We start from the raw sequence: 16,791 nt of genomic DNA on the forward strand, positions 1-16,791 counted from the left end.
ACATGCTCGATTTCCCCACCTGGCGGAAGGTCTGGCTCTGGTCGATCGCGGCCATCGCCATGCTTGCCGCGCTGCCCTCCCTGCTGTCCGCGACCAGCGTGCGCTGGCCGGAGTCGCTGCCGCAGCCGATGGTCAACCTCGGCCTCGACCTTGCCGGCGGCAGTCACATCCTGCTCGAAGCCGATGCCAACGACGTGCGCGTCCAGCGGCTCGAGAACATGGAAGAGAACGTGCGCGGCCTGATGCGCAACGCCGAGCCGCGCATTCGCATCGGCGACGTCTCGACCCGCGACGGGCGCCTCAGCTTCATCCTCGACGATCCGTCGCAGATCGACCGGGCGCGCGAGATCATGCTGCCCTCGATCAACGGCACCGGCCTCGTCCGCGAGTGGGATCTCGCGATGGAGGACGGCAACCGCATCATCCTCTCGCCCACCCAGGAAGGCGTGGACCAGGCGGTCAACGACGCGATGGAAAGCGCGATCGAGGTGATCCGCAAGCGTATCGACGAACTCGGCACGCGCGAGCCGACCATCATTCGCCAGGGCGACACCCGCATCGTGGTGCAGGTGCCGGGTCTTGAAGACCCGGAGGCGCTGAAGGCACTGCTGGGCGAAACTGCCGAACTCGAATTCAAGCTGGTCGACCAGAACGCGCTGCCGAGCGACGTGGCGCAGGGCCTTGCGCCTCCGGGAAGCGAAATTTACCCCTATGCCGAAACCTCCGATTTCGCTGGTAGCTCGATCGCGGTCCGCCGTCTGGGCGGCATCCGGGGCGACAATCTGACGGGCGCGCAGCAGAGCTTCGACCCGCAGACCAACGAACCGGTCGTCAACATCCAGTTCGACGGCGACGGTGGGCGCCGCTTCGCGAAGCTGACCAGCGAAAACGTCGGCAAGCCCTTCGCCATCATTCTCGATGGCAAGGTGCTGTCCGCCCCCAACATCAACGAGCCGATCCGCGGTGGGACGGCGCAGATTTCGGGCGGCTTCACGGTCGAGAATGCCAACCGCCTCGCGATCTCGCTGCGGTCGGGTGCGCTGCCGGTCGAACTGGACGTGGTCGAAGAACGCACCGTCGGACCTGACCTCGGCGCGGACTCGATTAGGAAGGGCATGCTCGCCATGGCCGTCGGATCGCTGCTGGTGGTCCTGCTCATGATTGCGACTTACGGCCGTTTCGGCGTCTATGCGACGCTTGCGCTGGTCGTGAACGTATTGATGCTGCTCGGCATCATGGCGGGTCTCGGCACGACGCTGACCCTGCCGGGCATCGCGGGCTTCGTGCTTACGATCGGTGCGGCAGTCGACGCCAACGTGCTGATCAACGAGCGCATCCGCGAAGAACGCAAGCGCGGACGCCGCGTGGTGGCGGCGGTCGAGGCTGGCTATACCGAAGCGAGCCGGGCGATCTACGATGCCAACATCACCAACTTCATTGCCGGTGTCCTGCTGTTCCTGTTCGGGTCCGGACCAGTCCGCGGTTTTGCCGTTGTGCTCGTCATCGGCCTGTTCACCAGCGTCTTCACCGCCGTCACGCTGACCCGCATGTGGGTCGCCGGATGGCTGCGCAAGGCGCGTCCCAGCGACCTGAACCTGTAAGAGGAGACGAGGACCATGAAACTGCTCAAGCTCGTCCCCGACGACACCAACATCAAGTTCCTCAAGTGGCGCATTCCGTTCTTCGCCATCAGCATCCTGCTGATCGCGGCGAGCTGGGCGCTCGTCCTTACCAAGGGCTTCAACTACGGCGTCGATTTTGCCGGGGGCATCGAAGTGCGCGCCACCCTGACCCAGACCGCCGAAGCGCCAGTGGGCGAATTGCGCGAGAAGGTGGCGGCGCTGGGTTACGGCGATCCCGTGGTCCAGCGTTTCGGGCAGGACAACCAGGTTTCGATCCGTGTCCGACTGCCGGACGAGGTTGCCGCGGACAAGGAGGCTGCCCAGGCGGCGGCGGCCCGCATCGTCAGCACCCTGCAGGCCGATTATCCTGACTTCCGGCTCGACGGCAACGACAACGTGTCCGGCAAGGTGTCGGGAGAATTCCGCGAGATGGCGGTCCTGTCCTTGCTGGCGGCGATGGCCGCGATCGCGCTCTACATCTGGATCCGGTTCGAGTGGCAGTTCGGCGTCGGCGCCCTGTTCGCGCTGTTCCACGACGTGAGCCTGACGCTGGGTATGTTCGCGCTGTTCCAGCTCGAATTCAGCCTCCAGATCGTCGCCGCGATCCTGGCCATCATCGGCTATTCGCTGAACGACACCATCGTGATTTACGACCGGATCCGCGAGAATTTGAAGAAATTCCGCAAGATGCCCCTGCCGGAGCTGCTCGACCTGTCCGTCAACGAGACGCTGGCGCGCACGGTCATGACCTCGCTGACCCTGCTCGTGGCACTGGTGCCGCTGCTGCTGTTCGGCCCGGCGAGTCTGTTCGGCATGGTCGCCGCGATCACGCTGGGGCTGTTCGTGGGTACGTACAGCTCGGTCTATTCGGCAGCGCCGATCCTGGTCTGGCTCGGTGTGACCAGCGACAGTTTCGTCCCCAAGGAAACCGTTGCCGACGAGCAGGAAAGGAAAGCGCGCGGCGTCGTCTAGACGAGCGTGTCGTAATAGGCGGCGAGCGCTTTTCCGTTCGTTTCCCAGCTGAACTTTTCGACCGTCGCCGCTACCTTTTCGGGTGAGCGGGGGCGGTCGGTCACCTTCCGGATGCCGTCGCGAATGGCGCGCGGCGTGCGCGCGACAATCACGCCCGCGTCGGGAGATGTCACCACTTCGCGCGCGCCCCCGGCGTCGGTAATCACAAGGGGTGTGCCGCAGGCGAGCGCCTCGATCCAGGCATTGGCGAGCCCTTCGCTCTGCGATGGCAGGACCATCGCATCGGCCGCCGAAAGAATCGGCGGCAGGCTGGAAGGCGGCTGGCTGCCGAGAAAGTGCACGCGGTCCACCACCCCTACTTCCCGGGCCAGCTTACGCAGGCAGTCTTCTTCATCGCCCCTGCCAACCAGCAGCAGCCGTGCATCTGGCAAGTCGCCAAGCGCCTTGATCACGATGCCCTGGCCCTTGCGGGCGATCAGCGCGCCGACCGTGACCAGCAGCTTTTCGCCCGGGCTCACCGGGATGCCGAAGGTTTCGCCGATCCGGTTGCGCAAGCCGGTGTGGTCCATCGGGCGGAAGAGGTCACGGTCGAGGCCGGTGTAGTGGATGGCGATCTTGTCGCGCTCCATGCCCAGAGCGCCCATGTCGTCCGCCAGCGCCTCGCACACGGCCAGCACCCCGGCAGCGTTCTGCGCTGTCTCCAGCAGCGCCTTGCGGCCGTACTCGCGCCCGCCCCAGAAATGGATGTCCGCACCGCGCGCCTTGACCGAGAACGGGAGGCCAAGCTCGCGCGCGATCAGCATGGCGGCGGGCCCGTCCGGATAGAAGAATTGCGCATCGATGAGGTCGAAGGGGTTCTCCGCGTGGAGTTGCTTCACCAGCGGCAGGATCGCGCGCACGATCATATTCGGATTGAGCCGCCCGCCGACCTTGGGGATCAGGCTGAAGGTCGGCCGGCGGATGTCGAGGCCGAACTCCGTGCTGTCCTCCGCCGCCTCTGCAAGCGCGCTATAGCGACCGAAGACCACCGGCGGCAGGCCGATGGGACTGACGACGGTGGCATCCCACTGCGTGTGCGCCTCCAGCGCTTCGAGCGACTTGGCTACGAAGATCCCGAAACGGGGCTGCGCGGCGTTGGGGAAGAGCGTCGAGATCGACAGGACGCGCCGGGTCTTGGCGGGGCTCACAGCTTGCGGACCAGCATTTCAGCGACCGCAATCCAGGCGGGGCTGTCAACCACCTGCTGTTTCTCGCCGTGGCCCGGCGGCAACACGCCGACGAGCGAGCCCTGCCGGTCGATCAGCCGCCCGAAGGCAAACCGACCGCCCTTGCGCGGCACCAGCACGTCGCGATTGATCGCGCGGGCCGCGTCTTCGGGCGCGATCTGGCGGAGCCAAAGCTGGTCGCCGGGACGGTACTCGCCATGCGGCCAGGCGATATCGAGCACCATCAGCGCACCTTCGCTGCCGAGGTCGGTGGCGAGGATGGCATCACGCGGGGTTTCGAGCGCCTCTGGCCCGGACCTTTCCAGCGTCGCCACGATTTGCGGATGCTCGGCATGCTCGGACCGCACCAGCAGCTCCGGATCGACATCGAGCGCTGCTGCGATCCGGTCCATCCACTTGATCGAAAGGTTGCGCATGCCGGTTTCGAGCCGTCCGACGGTCTGCGGCGTGGTTGGCGGCGAGCAGGCGGCGGCAAGGTCTGCCAGCGTCATGCCCTTCTGCTTGCGAATGTCGCGTATGCGATTGATCATCTCGGCCCTTTGCTAACCGATTTGGTTTTCTTCCTTTCCTACACGAACCTCCAGAGAGCAAGGCCTTTCGGCACGCAGCACAGGAGAAGCGCATGAAGAGGCAGCTGGTCGAACGCGAATTGAGCGAAGAGGGGCCGCGTCGCGGTTCGGGCGAGAAGGGCAAGAAGCGCAGCGTCACGGTGAATCTCGCGGAGAGCCCGCTGACGTGGCTCCATGCGCGCGGGCACTTGAGCGATGCACAGTTCGATGCGGGCGAACGGCTGCGCGCCGATTACGAGCGGGCGCAGCTCTCGCCCTCGGTCACCATGCGCTGGGACCCGGTGCGGGTCGATGGCGGCGGTGGTGACGGCTTGACGCCAACCGAGCGCCAGATCGCGGCGAAGGCGCGCTTCGATGGCGCGATGGCCGAAGCGGGACCGGGGCTCAGCGATATCCTGTGGCGCGTCGCTTGCGCCTGCGAAGGCGTGCCCGATGCGGAAAAGGCGCTCCACTGGCCTGCGCGCAGCGGCAAGCTGGTGCTGAAATTGGCGCTCGATCGCGTCGCGCTGTTCTACCGGATCGGGTGAGCCGGGATTTTTGCGTATGGACCGTGGTCCATGTGGTCCATGTCGGGGGACTGCCCGGCGGAAAACCCTAGATATATCCAACAACCGCCTCGCGCAGCTGCGGCAAGACCTCGGCTTCGAACCAGGTATGCCGGCGCATCCAGATGGTCGAGCGCCAGGCCGGGTGGGGCAGGGGGAGGTAGCGTGGCAGGAACTCCTCGAACCGCCGTACGCGTTCCGCCAGCGAGAGCCTGCGTGTTTCCGGAAGGTAGCGCGCCTGCGCGTAAGTACCGACGAGGAGGGTCAGGCGATCTGCGGGCAGGAGGTCGAGCACGCGCTCGTGCCATTGCGGGGCGCATTCCGGGCGGGGCGGCTTGTCCCCGCCGCTCGCCTTGCCAGGATAGCAGAAACCCATAGGGACGAGCGCCACGAGGGCGGGATCGTACATTTGCTGCTTAGTCAGGCCGGTCCATTCGCGCAGCCGGTCGCCGCTGGCATCGTCCCACGGGATGCCGCTCTCGTGGACCTTCGATCCCGGCGCCTGCCCGATGATGACGAGCCGCGCCGTGGGCGAAAAGCTCACGACCGGGCGGACGCCGTGCGGCAGGTGATCGGCGCAGATGCGGCAGGCCGCGATCTCGGCCTTAAGCGTCACGCCTCGACTTGCTCGGCCAGCATTAGCCAGCGTTCCTCCGCCGCATCCTTCTCGGCACGGGCGTTCTCGATGCCCTTGGAGACGTTGGCGAAACGCTGCGGATCGGCAGTGTAGAGATCGGGATCGGACAGAATCGCCTCGCCCTTGGCAATCGCCGCCTCGAGTTCCTCGATTCGCGCGGGCAGCAGTTCGTAGTCGCGCTGGTCCTTGTAGGAGAGCTTGGTCGATTTCGGCGCCGGCGGGGGAGGAGGCGCGGGCTTTTCCTCGCCCCTGTCCGCCCTGGCTTTGCCCGTCACCGGCTTGCGGCGCTTGGCCTCCCAGTCCTCGTAACCGCCGGCGACGACATCGACCTTGCCGGTTCCGTCGAGGCCGAGCGTGATCGTCACCGTCCGGTCGAGGAAGTCGCGGTCGTGGCTGACGATCAGCACGGTGCCCTCGTAATCGGCGATCACCTCCTGCAGCAGGTCGAGCGTCTCGAGGTCGAGGTCGTTGGTCGGTTCGTCGAGCACCAGCAGGTTCGAGGCCTTGGCGAACTCGCGCGCCAGCAACAGGCGCGATCGCTCGCCGCCCGACAGCACCGCCACCTTCATGTCGACGATTTTCGGATCGAACAGGAACTCCTTGAGATAGCCCTGCACATGCTTGCGGTTGCCGCGCACGTCGATCCAGTCGCCGCCTTCGGCCAGCACCTGCCGCACGGTCTTGTCGTCGGTGAGCAGCTGGCGCTGCTGGTCGATCATCACGCCGGTGAGCGTCTTGGCGATATCCACGCTGCCGCTGTCGGGCGCGAGCTCGCCCGTGAGCATCTTGAGCAGCGTCGTCTTGCCCGCGCCATTGGCGCCGACGATGCCGATCCGGTCGCCGCGCTGGATGCGCAGGGAGAAGGGCTTGATGATCGTGCGGTCACCGTAGGACTTCGTGATCTGATCGGCGACGATCACCGACTTCGACTTGAAGTCCTCTTCCGTCGCGAGCTTGAGCTTGGCCGTGCCCGCGCTCGCGATCATCGACGCTCTTTGCGCGCGCATCTGCCACAGCTTTTCGAGCCGCCCCTGGTTGCGCTTGCGCCGCGCGGTCACCCCGCGTTCGAGCCAGTGCGCCTCCAGCTTCAGCTTGGCGTCGAGCTTTTCCGCCGCGCGAGCCTCCTCGGCATAGACCTGCTCTTCCCACGCCTCGTAACCGCCGAAGCCGACTTCCTTGCGGCGCAGGTTCCCACGGTCGAGCCAGATGGTCGCGCGCGTCAGGCGCTTCAGGAAGGTGCGGTCGTGGCTGATGACGACGAAGGCGCCCTTGTAGCGGTCCAGCCAGCCTTCGAGCCAGTCGATCGCGCCCAGATCGAGGTGGTTGGTCGGCTCGTCCATCAGCAGCAGGTCGGGATCCTGCGCCAGCGCGCGGGCGATGGCGGCGCGGCGCTTCTCGCCGCCGCTTGCGCCCTTCGTCTCGCGGCTCATGTCGATTCCGAGCTGTCCCGCGATGGCTTCGACCTCATGCTCCTGCGGCGCGTGCTCGCCGGCAAGCGCCCAGTCCATCAGGGTCGCAAAGCCGGACAGGTCGGGATCCTGTTCGAGCAGCACGATCCGCGTGCCCGGCTTGATCTTGCGCTGGCCCGCATCGGTCTCGATCCGGCCATCGATCATGCGGAAGAGCGTGGTCTTGCCGACGCCGTTGCGCCCGATCAGCGCAAGCCGGTCGCGCGGGCCGATGTGCAAGTCGAGCGGCTCGTTATCAGGCCCGCCGAACAGCCATTTGCCGCCCTGCTGCAGAGCCATGCCTTCGAGGCTGAGGATCGGGGGCTGTGCCATAGGCCGCGCGAGGTAGTCGCGCGGCGGCAGGTCGGCAAGTCTTCACTTCCCAAGTCATTGCGAGCGGAGCGAAGCAATCCAGCGCGGCGACCTCTCGCCCTGGGTTGCCGCGTCGCTTGACGGCTCCTCGCACTGACGAGTCACGGAATGCGTGCGGCCCTCTGCGCTTCCGCCATCGCCGCCACATCGGCCAGCAGCTGGTGCGCGTCGTAGACGATGCCGTCCTTGATGGTCCAGCGCACGCCGCCGACCTGCTCGATTGCGCCGGTCTGATAGTTCAGCCGCGTGTGGCCGGTGCCGTAGAGCACCTTGAGATTGGCGAGCGGGTTCTCGGGCACGATTACCAGATCGGCCAGCTGGCCGACCGCGATGCGGCCCATCGGCGGCTCCTGCCCCAGCGGTGCGTAAATTTCGCGCGCACCGTCGACCGTCGCGGCGCGGATCACCTCGAGCGGGGCGAGTCCCGCCTCGCGCAGCATCTCGAGCTCGCCGATGTAGGCGAAACCCCAGGTCTGATAGATATAGCCCGGGTCGGAACCTGCAGTGACGCGGCCGCCCTTGTGGTGGAAGTCCTTCGTAAGCGCGAACCACTTGGCGTAGAACCGACGCCAGGCGACTTCGTCCTCGCTGGTCCAGTCCTTGTAGTAGCTGCCGTGATTGGTCGCGCTGGGGGCATAGAAATCCATCAGCGAGGGGATGGTGTATTTCGCATGCCAGTCGCGGGTCTTCGCGGCCATCACGTCGCGGCTGGCGGAGTATATGTTGAAGGTCGGGCTCAGCGTCACACCGCTTTCGACCAGCGCGTCGACGTATTCGTCCCACTCCTCGCTGCCCGGTTCGACCGCCTGCGGGGCAAGCCGCGCGACCCAGCCGAAGCGAGATTGCTCGTCGAAATAATTGTAACCCTCCGGGTAATAGGGCAGCGCGCCGTCCTTCAGCAGGCTTTCGAAATGGCCGTAGAAATGGGTCACGCCGTCGAGCCCGAGTTCGACGGCCTTGCGCGCGTTCACTTCCGCCACGCCGGTCTGCGCGAGGTGGGCGACGGTGCCCAGCTGCTGCTTCCCGGCCTCGTCCAGAGCCGCTGCAAGAACCTCGGGCGTCGCCGAATTGAAGAACTTGATACCCCAATAGCCTTGCGCCTTGGCCCAGCGGACCCATTGGCGTGCCTTGAGCGGGGTATCGGGTGCGCCGCGCGTCCACTTGTCGCCGAACACCGCATAGGGGATCAGGCGCGGGGCGACGATGGTGTTGGCCGCGCTGCGGGCCGTGTCGCTGAGGTCGGGCGTGTCGGGACCGAAGTAGAAGCTCACGCCGCGCACGGTCGTGACGCCATGCGCAAGCCACAGCTTGTAGCCATAGGAAGGCTGCGGCGCCTTGGCGGGATCGCCATTGTGACCATGCACGTCGACGAAGCCGGGAAGGACATACATGCCGCGCGCATCGACCGTCTTCTGGGCGGAATTCCGCACACTGTCGGGCGCGGCACCCGGATAAAGAGCCGCGATGCGGTTGTTCTCGACCAGGATGTCGACCGGTCCGGCAGGTGGGGCCCCGCTTCCTTCGACCACGTTCGCACCGGTAATCAGCAGCCGGGGGAAGGGGCCTTCGCCTTCGTCCGCGGCGCGGTCGGGAACTGTTTGCATTTGTGCCGCGAGCGGCTGGGTTCCGACTACTGCGAGCGCGGCAAACGCGATTTTCCAGGCCTTCATACGATCCCCCTCTGACGCCGCTCAACGCGGGTCCGACAATTGGCTGCAGCTAAGCGGGAACGCTTTGGTTCAGCAAGCCGTAAAGCTGCGAAGCGGACAATCCGCTCGATTCAACAGGAGCAAACGCATGATCCGTTTCGTGATTCCCGCCCTTGCCATGGCCGCTGCCGCCTCCAGCGCACAAGCTGCCGAAGTTCAGATCGCAGCCACCGGGCCGGTGGTCGAACTGACCGTCAACGAAATTGTCCGCGCCGCACCCGATGTCGCGCAGGTCGGGGCGGGGGTCACCACGCGCGCCGCCACCGCGCAGGAAGCCATGCGCCTCAACGCGCAACAGATCGAGCGGCTCATCGACCGGCTGAGAGCACTGGGGATAGATCGCAAGGATATCCAGACCGCGAATTTCAGCCTCAATGCCCAATACCAGTATCGCAACGACGGCGAGCAGCCGACCTTCATCGGCTATGACGTGAGCAACCAGCTGAACGTCAAGCTGCGCGATCTCAAACGGGCCGGCGAAGTCCTCGACGAACTTGTGGGTGCCGGAGCGAACAACATCTACGGCCCGAACTTCATGCTCGAAGACGACGTCGCCGCAAATGCGGAGGCGCGCAAGGCAGCCTTTGCGCGCGGACGTGCAATGGCCGAGGATTACGCCAGGATGGCGGGCTATTCCGGCGTTCGACTGCTCGAGGTGTCGGAAAGTTTCCAGTCCTATGGGCCCATGCCGATGGCGGAGGGGGCGATTGCCGTCACCGCGACGTCCAGAGATGCGAAAACACAGATCGAGCCGGGTCAAGTCGGCACCGGTGTCACCGTCACCGTCAAGTATGAGATGACGCGCTGAGCCTGGCTGAACGCCGGACCCTGCGAACATTCACACCTTGTTCAATGGGTTCGGCTTAGGCAGGGTGACATCATGAAACGCATTTTCGCCTCGATCATCGCCCTCGGCCTCGTTGCCGGTCCGATCGCCGCTGCGCCCGCCTATGCGCAGCGCAGCGAACAGGGCGAGGCGCGCCGTGAAATGAGCGCGGGCAACATCCTGAAGCTCCGCGACATCGAGCGCCGCATCCTGCCGACGATGGGCGGTGCCGAATATCTCGGCCCTGCCTACGATCCGACGGCGATGGCCTATCGCCTTAAGTTCATTCGCGACGGCCGCGTGATCTTCGTCGATGTCGATGCGCGCACGGGCCGTGTGCTGCGTCGCAGCCGCTGAAGTTGCGGCCATTCTCCGGCTATCGAAACTCCGTTCAGGTTGACGCGTTCATCTACATGAACGAAATGGCGCGAAAGCCTGAAGGGACGGACACCGCATGAGAATCCTGATTGTCGAAGACGAGCCGACGCTCGGCCAGCAGCTCAAGTCGACGCTGGAGCAGAACGGCTATGCGGTCGATCTGTCGACCGATGGCGAAGACGGCCACTTCCTCGGCAGCACCGAGGACTACGACGCCGTTATCCTCGACCTCGGCTTGCCCGAAATCGACGGCCTGACCGTGCTCGGCATGTGGCGCAAGGAAGGCCGCGGCTTCCCGGTCCTCGTGCTGACGGCCCGTGACAGCTGGTCGGACAAGGTCGCCGGGCTCGATGCGGGCGCGGACGACTATCTCGCGAAGCCTTTCCAGACCGAAGAACTGATCGCCCGCCTTCGCGCGCTGATCCGTCGCGCCTCGGGTAACACGTCGAGCGAGCTTACCGCCGGTCCGGTCCGGCTGGACACGCGCTCCGGGCGCGTCACGCTCGCGGGCGAACCGGTCAAGCTGACCGCACAGGAATACAAGCTGCTGAGCTACCTCATGCACCACAAGGGCAAGGTGGTAAGCCGCACCGAACTGATCGAGCACATCTACGATCAGGATTTCGACCGCGATTCGAACACCATCGAAGTGTTCGTGACGCGCATCCGCAAGAAGCTGGGGGCGGAGGTAATCACGACGATCCGTGGACTCGGTTACAGCCTCGACGACCCGGCCGACCAGCCCCGCGCCTGACGCCGCGCGCCCCGTCGGGAGCGAGGATCGGGCCGCGCAGGGTTCTGAGGCTGTTCCCACGTCCGTGACGACCGGGCCTTCGAAGCCCGCCGGCCGCAGCCTTGCCGCGCGCATGATGGCGATCGCAGCGCTGTGGATCGGCGTGCTGCTGGTCGGCGGCGGCTTCGCGCTCGATCGGACGCTGGCCCGCATGGTCGAGAGCAATTTCGACGACCAGCTCGAGTATCTCCTCAACGCGATGATCGTGACGGCCGAGATCGGCCCCGACGGCGAGGTCTATTTCAACCGCCCGCTCGGCGAGCCGCGCTTCCTCGAACCCAACAGTGGCCTCTACTGGCAGATCAGCGGTGAGGGGCAGGTCGATACGCCTTCGCGCTCGCTGTGGGATACGCAGCTGGTGCTGCGCGCCGACCACGTCGATACCGAGCCACACTTCTACAATTCCGACCAGTTCGACAACGAGACGCTTCGCATCGTCGAGCGCACGGTCATCCTGCCCGACAGCGACACACGCTGGACTTTCGCCGTCGCGTCTGCGCGGGAGGAACTCGACTTCCAGATCAGCCGGATCCGCTCGATCCTGATCTGGAGCTTTGCGATTCTTGCGCTCGGCCTGATGACGATGGCCATGCTGCAGAGCTGGTATGGCCTTTCACCGTTGCGCAGGGTCCGTGCCGCGATCCAGTCGATGCGCAGCCAGGGCAGCAACCGGATCACCGAGCCGCTGCCGCTTGAGGTCGAACCGCTGGTCGACGAGATCAACGCTCTGCTGGCGCATACCGAAAAGCAGGCTGAAGAGGCGCGGATGCATGCGGGCAACCTTGCCCACGCCTTGAAAACCCCGCTGACCGTGCTGACCAACGCCGCAACTGCGCGCGACCCGCAGCTGGCCAATCTGGTGTTCAGCGAGACCAAGACCATGCAGCGCCATGTCGAACATCATCTCGCGCGCGCCCGCGCCGTGGGTCGCCGCGCTTCGGGCCATGCTCGCGCCGAGGTCTGGCCGAGCGCGGAAAGCGTGTTGCGCGCGGTCACACGGATTTATGAGCACACCCGTTTCGACCTCGACGGCAACCGCGGCGCCGCAGTGTCGATCGAACGCCAGGACCTCGATGAAATTCTCGGCAATCTTATCGAGAACGCGGCGAAATATGGCGGCGGCAGCGTGTTCGTTACCGTCGATGCCGATCCCCTCGATACGGAGTGCTGCACGATCTGGGTCGAAGATGACGGCACCGGTATTCCCGAAAGCGAGCGCACCCGCATCTTCGATCGCGGCGCACGGCTGGACACCGGCAAGCCGGGCACCGGCCTCGGCCTCGCAATCGTTCGGGATGTCGCGGAAATCTACGGCGGCGAAGTCGAGCTTGGCGAGAGCGAAGACCTCGGCGGCCTGCTGGTCAAGCTGACGCTGCCTCGCTCGGGCTGACTATTCCTCGCGCGCCCGCTCGTGGTGGCGGATGACCTCATCGATGATGAAGCGCAGGAATTTCTCGCTGAACTCGGGATCCAGCTCGCTCTCTTCCGCGAGCCTGCGCAGCCGCGCGATCTGTTCCTGCTCGCGCCCCGGGTCGGCCGGAGGCAGCGCGGTCTTCGCCTTGTATTCGCCAACCGCCTGCGTGATGCGGAAACGTTCAGCGAGGATGTGGATCAGCGCGGCATCGATATTGTCGATGCTCTTGCGATAGCCAGCGAGGACCGGATCGGGGACTTGCGCATTGGTCATGCACGGCACGCTAACACCAAATCCATGCTTGCCAAGAAAGCAAGTGCAGCCCATGGCCAAGCCGAAATGACAGCTGACGTCGTACCCCTCCCGCGCAAGCAGCCCGAAGGCTCGATCGAACCGATGCTCGCCCTCACGGCGCAGGGCATGAACCAGGTCAACCAGGTCATCCTGGACCGCATGCAGAGCGAGGTTCCGCTGATCCCGGCGCTGGCCGGTCACCTGATTTCGGGCGGCGGCAAGCGGCTGCGGCCCATGCTCACGCTCGCCGGTGCCGAGCTGGTGGGGTACAGCGGCACGCGCCATCACAAGCTCGCTGCGGCGGTGGAATTCATCCACACCGCGACCTTGCTGCACGACGATGTGGTCGACGGCAGCGACCTGAGGCGCGGCAAGGCTGCGGCCAACATCATCTTCGGCAATCCGGCGACCGTGCTGGTGGGCGATTTCCTGTTCAGCCGCTCCTTCGAACTCATGACCGAAGACGGCAGCCTGAAGGTCCTCAAGATCCTTTCGGGCGCATCGGCGATCATTGCCGAGGGCGAGGTCGACCAGCTGACCGCGCAGCGAAAGATCGACACCAGCGAAGAACGCTATCTTCACATCATCCGCGCGAAGACCGCCGCCCTGTTCGCGGCTGCCAGCCGGATTGCCGCCGTCGTCGCCGAATGCAGCGAAGAGCAGGAACGCGCGCTCGACGAATACGGGCGCAACCTCGGCGTGGCGTTCCAGCTGGTCGACGATGCGCTGGACTACGATTCCAACGCAGCAGCCATGGGCAAGGACCGCGGCGATGATTTCCGTGAAGGCAAGATGACCCTGCCGGTGATTCTCGCCTACGCCCGCGGCGACGAGGACGAGCGTGCCTTCTGGAAGGCAGCGATCGGCGGTTTCCGGACATCGGACGACGATCTCGACGAGGCGATCATGCTGATCGAGCGGCACAACGCCATCTCCGACACGCGCGCCCGGGCACGCCATTTCGCCCAGCGAGCGATCGATTCCCTGTCGATCTTCCCGGACGGCCAGGCGCGGCAGGCGATGACCCAGGCAGCGCTCTTCGCGGTGGCGCGCGGCCACTGATCCGTTCTAGGGGCACTGCCGTGTCCGAATTGCCGATCAATGCTGTCCTCCCGGACCTGCTTGCCGCCTTGCGCGGGCAGACGGGAGCGGTGCTCGTCGCGCCGCCGGGGGCAGGCAAGACCACAGCAGTTGCGCCGGCGCTGATCGGCGAAGGATGGTGCAGCGGCACCGTGATCCTGACTTCGCCGCGCCGCGTCGCCGCGCGCGCAGCGGCGGAACGGATGGCGGAGTTGCTCGGCGAAAAGCCGGGCGAGACGGTCGGGTACCTGACGCGCCTCGACAGCAAGCGATCTGCGCGCACGCGCATCCTCGTGGTGACCGAGGCGATCTTCGTGAACACCGTCCTCGACGATCCGGAACTTACGGGGGTTTCGGCCGTGCTGTTCGACGAAGCGCACGAGCGCCATCTCGACAGCGATCTCGGCCTCGTGCTCGCACTCGAAAGCCGGGCTATCCTGCGCGAAGACCTGCGCGTTTTGGTGATGTCCGCGACCATCGACGGCACGCGGTTCGCCGACTTGCTCGGCAGCGACACGCCCGTGATCGAAAGCGCAGGCCGCGCGCATCCGTTGCGGATCGAGTGGCTCGGGTCCTCGCCGCAGCTGCGGATCGAGGATGCCACGGCGCAGGCAGTCGTCACGGCATGGCGTGCCGAAGACGGCGATATTCTCGCCTTCCTTCCCGGCGTCGGGGAGATCGAGCGGGTGCGCGAACGGCTGGCGGAGAAGCTGGTCGGCGCTCTCGTGCTGCCGTTGCATGGTCAGGTCGATCCTGCGGGACAGCGGGCGGCGATCCGGCGCGATGCGGAGGGCCGCCGCCGGATCGTGCTGGCGACAGCCATTGCCGAAACCTCGCTTACGCTCGACGGCGTGTCCGTGGTAGTCGATGCCGGACTTTCGCGCCGAGCAGAGTTCGATCGCGCGGCGGGCACGACCCATCTCGTCACCCACCGGGCGAGCCAGGCTGCCGCCGCCCAGCGCGCCGGCCGCGCGGCGCGCCAGGGGCCCGGCGTCGCCTATCGCCTGTGGGAAGAGGGCGGGCACGCGGGGCGACTGGCCTACGACCCGCCGGAAATGCTGACGGCCGACCTCGCGCCGCTCGTGCTGTCATTGGCGCAGTGGGGCAATACCGACCCGACCGAGCTTGCCTGGCTCGATCCGCCGCCCGCGGCCTCGGTCATGGCCGCGCGCCAGACACTGGTGGCCCTTGGTGCGCTCGACGGCGACGGTAGGATTACCGAGCGCGGTCGCAAGCTCGCGACGCTACCGCTCGATCCCCAAGGCGCGGCTTCCGTCCTGTTCGGGGCAGAACATGGAGCGGCGGGGCAGGCGGCAAGGATCGTGCTACTGTTGCAGGAGCGCGGCCTTGGTGGCCGAGGCGAGGATCTCGACGCGCGCCTCATGCGCTGGAACGGGGATCGCGGGGCGAAGGCCGAGGCGAGCCGGAAGCTGGCGGCGCGATGGGCACGCAAGGCGGAAGGACTGGTCGAGCGGGAAGGCGGGGACGTGCCGCCCGCAGCGGTCCTCCTCGCCGCCGGGCGGCCGGACTTCATCGCGCGCAGGCGCGATGCCAGCGGCGAGAGCTGGATTACCGCCGGCGGGCGCGGCTTCATCCTCGATCCCGCATCGCCGCTCGCGCGGGCCGGATACCTCGTCGTCGGTGACGCGCAGGGACAGGCGAAAGGCGCGCGCATCATTGCCGCGCTGGCGCTCGAGGAAGCCGATATCGAACGCTGGTTCCCGGCTCGCATCGAGCAGCGTAAGACCCTGCGCTGGACCGGGGAGCGGATCGAAGCGCTGGTCGAGAAGCGGCTTGGTGCAATCGCGCTCAAGCGGGGTCCCGACCCCGACCCCGATCAGGCGGCGATTGTGAACATGCTTGTGGAAAAGGCTCTGGAGAACCCGGCAAAACTGCTGCCGCAGGAACTGCTTGCCCGCGCAAGCTATGCCGGGGTCGACGATTTGTCGGTCGAGGGGCTCGCCGCTACGGCATCGCTCTGGCTCGCGCCGCTGCTCGACGGACGCCGCGATCTGGACATTCCCCGTGGCAAGCTCGTCGAGACCCTGCTCGGCCAGATGAATTGGAATGCGCGCCAGACGCTCGACCGGCTGGCCCCGCGCGAATTCACCTCGCCAGCCGGCACGACGCACCGGATCGACTACACGGGCGACGATGCCCCCTCTGTCGAGATCCGCGTGCAGGCGCTGTTCGGGCTCGAGCGCCATCCACTCGTGGGTGACACGCCGCTGCTGCTCAAGCTCACCAGCCCGGCGGGAAGGCCGATCCAGGCGACCCGCGACCTCCCCGGTTTCTGGCGCGGCAGCTGGGCGGACGTGCGCAAGGACATGAAGGGCCGCTATCCCAAGCACCGCTGGCCCGAGGAACCATGGGCCGAAAAGCCGAGTTTGAAGACCAAGAACGCCTTTTCAAAATCCGGAGGCTGAATTAGGGGAGCGGCCACTATGGCGGCACGAATCTACCAGCGACCGAAGAACGCGATGCAGTCGGGCAAGGCCCGCACCGACGAATGGGTGCTCGAATTCGAGCAGTCCGAAGCGCGCAAGCCCGATCCGCTGATGGGATGGACCGGCAGCGGCGATACACAGGCACAGGTTCAACTCACCTTTCCGAGCAAGGAAGAGGCGAAGGCTTATGCCGAAAGATACGGCATCGCCGCACGGGTTCACGCGACCCCACCGAAGACGCTCAAGCTGCAGGCCTACGCCGACAATTTCCGGTAATTGATTTTTCCGCAAAGCGTCGCCATATGCGCGTCCGGGAGTCGGTCGGACGTTTGCGTTCGCTCACCGGGTCAGGTCCGGAAGGAAGCAGCCCAGGTGGATTGCGGCGGGTCGGCCGGCTCCTTTTCACCCACAATTCGCGACTAGCACGGTGTGACATTTGGCGCGCCAGTGCCTACCTAG

The 16,791-nt window shown here is 65.9% G+C and carries 16 protein-coding genes and 1 other RNA gene; 11 read left to right on the forward strand and 6 right to left on the reverse strand.

The features are described from left to right. Nucleotides 1-2: 2 nt before the first annotated feature. Both secD and secF read left to right on the forward strand, forming a co-directional pair. Nucleotides 3-1,601 carry a protein translocase subunit SecD gene (gene secD, locus K3172_RS07345; protein ID WP_221588358.1) on the forward strand — a complete coding sequence of 533 codons (1,599 nt, stop codon included), beginning with the start codon at nt 3-5 and terminating at the stop codon, nt 1,599-1,601. 15 nt (nt 1,602-1,616) lie between these two features. After that, on the forward strand, nt 1,617-2,594 hold the full coding sequence (secF, locus tag K3172_RS07350) for a protein translocase subunit SecF (RefSeq protein WP_221588360.1): 978 nt from the start codon (nt 1,617-1,619) through the stop codon (nt 2,592-2,594). On the opposite strand, the gene K3172_RS07355 is transcribed toward secF, so the two are convergent. Further along, nucleotides 2,591-3,781, reverse strand: coding sequence for a glycosyltransferase (locus K3172_RS07355; protein ID WP_221588362.1), 1,191 nt, complete (start codon nt 3,779-3,781; stop codon nt 2,591-2,593). The two genes, secF and K3172_RS07355, sit on opposite strands and share 4 nt — an antisense overlap. Further along, complete coding sequence (locus tag K3172_RS07360; RefSeq protein WP_221588364.1) at nt 3,778-4,350, reverse strand: helix-turn-helix domain-containing protein; 573 nt, start codon at nt 4,348-4,350, stop codon at nt 3,778-3,780. The genes K3172_RS07355 and K3172_RS07360 overlap by 4 nt, the downstream gene beginning before the upstream one ends. A gap of 92 nt (nt 4,351-4,442) precedes the next feature. Here K3172_RS07360 and K3172_RS07365 point away from each other — a divergent pair, with 92 nt between their 5' ends. Continuing rightward, nucleotides 4,443-4,916, forward strand: a complete 474-nt coding sequence (locus K3172_RS07365; protein WP_221588366.1) for a DUF6456 domain-containing protein — start codon at nt 4,443-4,445, stop codon at nt 4,914-4,916. A gap of 67 nt (nt 4,917-4,983) precedes the next feature. Here K3172_RS07365 and K3172_RS07370 read toward each other — a convergent pair whose 3' ends face one another. The 3 genes from K3172_RS07370 to K3172_RS07380 all read right to left on the reverse strand — a co-directional run bounded on the left by K3172_RS07370 (nt 4,984) and on the right by K3172_RS07380 (nt 9,061). Next, the gene (locus K3172_RS07370) at nt 4,984-5,550 is read right to left on the reverse strand and encodes a uracil-DNA glycosylase family protein (RefSeq protein WP_345725617.1); all 567 of its coding nucleotides are present in this window, start codon (nt 5,548-5,550) and stop codon (nt 4,984-4,986) included. Continuing rightward, nucleotides 5,547-7,352, reverse strand: coding sequence for an ABC-F family ATP-binding cassette domain-containing protein (locus K3172_RS07375; protein ID WP_221588368.1), 1,806 nt, complete (start codon nt 7,350-7,352; stop codon nt 5,547-5,549). The genes K3172_RS07370 and K3172_RS07375 overlap by 4 nt, the downstream gene beginning before the upstream one ends. Before the next feature lie 140 nt (nt 7,353-7,492). After that, on the reverse strand, nt 7,493-9,061 hold the full coding sequence (locus K3172_RS07380; protein WP_221588370.1) for an amidohydrolase family protein: 1,569 nt from the start codon (nt 9,059-9,061) through the stop codon (nt 7,493-7,495). A 127-nt stretch (nt 9,062-9,188) separates the two neighbouring features. Between K3172_RS07380 and K3172_RS07385 the strand changes: the two genes are divergently transcribed. The 4 genes from K3172_RS07385 to K3172_RS07400 all read left to right on the forward strand — a co-directional run bounded on the left by K3172_RS07385 (nt 9,189) and on the right by K3172_RS07400 (nt 12,487). Then, nucleotides 9,189-9,908 carry an SIMPL domain-containing protein gene (locus K3172_RS07385; protein WP_221588372.1) on the forward strand — a complete coding sequence of 240 codons (720 nt, stop codon included), beginning with the start codon at nt 9,189-9,191 and terminating at the stop codon, nt 9,906-9,908. Nucleotides 9,909-9,980: 72 nt separating this feature from the next. Beyond that, complete coding sequence (locus K3172_RS07390; RefSeq protein ID WP_221588374.1) at nt 9,981-10,283, forward strand: PepSY domain-containing protein; 303 nt, start codon at nt 9,981-9,983, stop codon at nt 10,281-10,283. Between the two features lie 97 nt (nt 10,284-10,380). Then, on the forward strand, nt 10,381-11,058 hold the full coding sequence (locus K3172_RS07395) for a response regulator transcription factor (RefSeq protein WP_221588376.1): 678 nt from the start codon (nt 10,381-10,383) through the stop codon (nt 11,056-11,058). Between the two features lie 112 nt (nt 11,059-11,170). After that, complete coding sequence (locus K3172_RS07400; protein WP_221588378.1) at nt 11,171-12,487, forward strand: sensor histidine kinase; 1,317 nt, start codon at nt 11,171-11,173, stop codon at nt 12,485-12,487. Here K3172_RS07400 and K3172_RS07405 read toward each other — a convergent pair whose 3' ends face one another. Continuing rightward, nucleotides 12,488-12,784, reverse strand: coding sequence for a chorismate mutase (locus K3172_RS07405; protein ID WP_221588380.1), 297 nt, complete (start codon nt 12,782-12,784; stop codon nt 12,488-12,490). Nucleotides 12,785-12,850: 66 nt separating this feature from the next. Here K3172_RS07405 and K3172_RS07410 point away from each other — a divergent pair, with 66 nt between their 5' ends. The 4 genes from K3172_RS07410 to ffs all read left to right on the forward strand — a co-directional run bounded on the left by K3172_RS07410 (nt 12,851) and on the right by ffs (nt 16,737). Next, nucleotides 12,851-13,867, forward strand: a complete 1,017-nt coding sequence (locus tag K3172_RS07410; protein WP_221588382.1) for a polyprenyl synthetase family protein — start codon at nt 12,851-12,853, stop codon at nt 13,865-13,867. 20 nt (nt 13,868-13,887) lie between these two features. Next, the gene (gene hrpB / locus K3172_RS07415) at nt 13,888-16,311 is read left to right on the forward strand and encodes an ATP-dependent helicase HrpB (RefSeq protein ID WP_221588384.1); all 2,424 of its coding nucleotides are present in this window, start codon (nt 13,888-13,890) and stop codon (nt 16,309-16,311) included. Between the two features lie 18 nt (nt 16,312-16,329). After that, complete coding sequence (locus K3172_RS07420) at nt 16,330-16,608, forward strand: ETC complex I subunit (RefSeq protein ID WP_221588386.1); 279 nt, start codon at nt 16,330-16,332, stop codon at nt 16,606-16,608. 34 nt (nt 16,609-16,642) lie between these two features. Continuing rightward, nucleotides 16,643-16,737, forward strand: an RNA gene (gene ffs, locus K3172_RS07425) — signal recognition particle sRNA small type. The last annotated feature ends 54 nt before the right edge of the window (nt 16,738-16,791 follow it).

The sequence above is a fragment of the Qipengyuania proteolytica genome (assembly GCF_019711565.1).
Lineage (GTDB): Bacteria > Pseudomonadota > Alphaproteobacteria > Sphingomonadales > Sphingomonadaceae > Qipengyuania > Qipengyuania proteolytica.